Genomic DNA, 1948 nt, shown 5'->3' with positions numbered 1-1948 from the left:
GCGCGGTGTCGTGCGGCAACATCGGCGTGACCGAGCTCGACGTCGTCCGCGACCCGGACGGCTTCGACGTCCTCGTGGTCGACCTCTCGATCCACCAGCTGCACTACATGGAAGAGGACGGCTACGGCGCGGTCGTGACGCTCGCGAGCGACCTGGTCGCGCAGTTCGCGATCCCGGGCACTGCGCTGCCCGTCGGCGTCGTGACCGGCGTCGTCGGTGCGCCGTACCTCCTCTGGCTCCTCGCCCGCGGCCGCTGACACGCGCCGCCTCGGCACGACCTGGTCGCTGAACGTGTCGCCTCGGCGCGCTCGAGCCGAGCGTTCGTGCGACCGCGACGGACGTGAGCGGCACGTCGTGCGACCAGCCGATCCCCGCCGCGGACGCAGACCGGGGCGATGCGCCCCGCGCCGGACCGGCGGACCGCGTGACGCGACGGACCCGGCGGGGCCGAGCCGTGCCTCCAGGCCGGTGCCCTGCGACCACGCACGCAACCTGAGCCGCGTGTCGTCCGGAGCCTCGCCGGGCCCGCAGCGACACGCGGTCATCCGGCCGTCCCGCAACCTCGTGCGGTTTCCCGCACGAGGAGGCCGGAACCCCCCTTCCGGGTGTCTGCACCGTTCGTTCTGTCCCCATAGGTTCGCACTCGACCGTCGGGGGCAACCCGACAGCGTGCCGACCCGATGGCGCGCTGACCTCCGCGGAAGAAGGACCGTCATGCCCGAACAGCTCGACGGCGCCCCCGTGCGCCGGAGGCAGTGGGGTTCCGAGCGACGTACCCGCCCGCTCGACACCATCCACGCCCGTCCGTCCGACCGGAAGCTCGTCTCCGGCCGCATCGCCATCATCCTGACCATCGCGTTCTGGCTCGCCTACGTCGTCTACACGGTGATCCGCCAGTTCCTCGACTACGGCACCGAGAGCTTCCGCTTCACGACCGAGGCGATCTCGTACCTGGTGGTCGTCACCTTCCTGACCTTCTCCGCGCTCATGCACCTCATCGCCCGCCAGGGTGCGATGGAGCGCTTCGCCGCGCACGTCCGCGTCCCGCGCGCCGAGCTCGACCGCCACTTCGCCGAGGGGCACGAGGCGCCGATGACGGTCCTCGTGCCGAGCTACGCCGAGGAGCCCGACGTCGTCGCCACCACGCTGTGGTCGGCCGCGCTGCAGGAGTACCCGAACCTCCGTGTCGTCCTGCTCGTCGACGACAACCCGTTCCCGACCGACCCCGAGGTCGCCGACAAGCTCGAGCGGACCCGTGCGGTCGCCGGGCAGATCCAGTCGCAGCTCGCCGCGCCGTCGCGTCGCTTCCAGGAAGCCCTGCTCGTCGCGGAGATCGACGCCGACACCGCGCCGCAGGCCTCCGTCGACGCGCTCCGCACGCTCGTCGAGCACCACCGCTGGGCCGACGCGTGGCTCCGCCGCCACGCTCGCGAGCACGAGGTCGTGGACCACGTGGACCACTTCTTCCACGACCAGGTGCTCGTCGCCCTGGCCGACGAGTTCCGGCTGACGTCGGAGGCACTCGAGGCAGCGATCGTGGACGCGGTCTCCGGCGCGGCGGCGCGCGGCGCCGCCGTCGGCGACGCCTTCACCGAGGTCACCAGCGCCCGCGCGCTCGAGCTCACCCGCCGCCTGGCGTGGACCTTCACCGCCGAGATCACGACCTTCGAGCGGAAGCGGTTCGTGAACCTCTCCGACGAGGCGAACAAGGCGATGAACCTCAACTCGTACATCGGGCTGCTCGGCGGCTCGTACGCGTTCGAGGAGACCGCGAGCGGCACGATCCTCCGCACGGTCGCCTCGCCCGAGGACGCCGACCTCGTCGTCCCCGCCTCCGACTACGTCCTGACGCTCGACGCCGACTCCGTGCTGCTCCGTGACTACTGCCTGCGACTCGTGTACTTCCTCGAGCAGCCGGAGAACGCCCGCGTTGCGGTGACGCAGACGC

1 protein-coding gene and 1 pseudogene are annotated in these 1948 nt (G+C 71.7%); both read left to right on the top strand.

Annotated features, from left to right (window positions below):
* Positions 1 to 257: iron chelate uptake ABC transporter family permease subunit (locus tag ACSW7Y_RS17095; protein ID WP_438127419.1), on the top strand; the 257-nt coding region annotated here is incomplete at its 5' end.
* Positions 258 to 714: 457 nt separating this feature from the next.
* Positions 715 to 1948, top strand: a pseudogene (locus ACSW7Y_RS17090) (glycosyltransferase family 2 protein); the annotation flags it as partial.

Source organism: Curtobacterium flaccumfaciens, from assembly GCF_051548005.1.
Classification (GTDB): domain Bacteria; phylum Actinomycetota; class Actinomycetes; order Actinomycetales; family Microbacteriaceae; genus Curtobacterium.
This window is presented reverse-complemented; position numbering and strand designations above follow the sequence as displayed.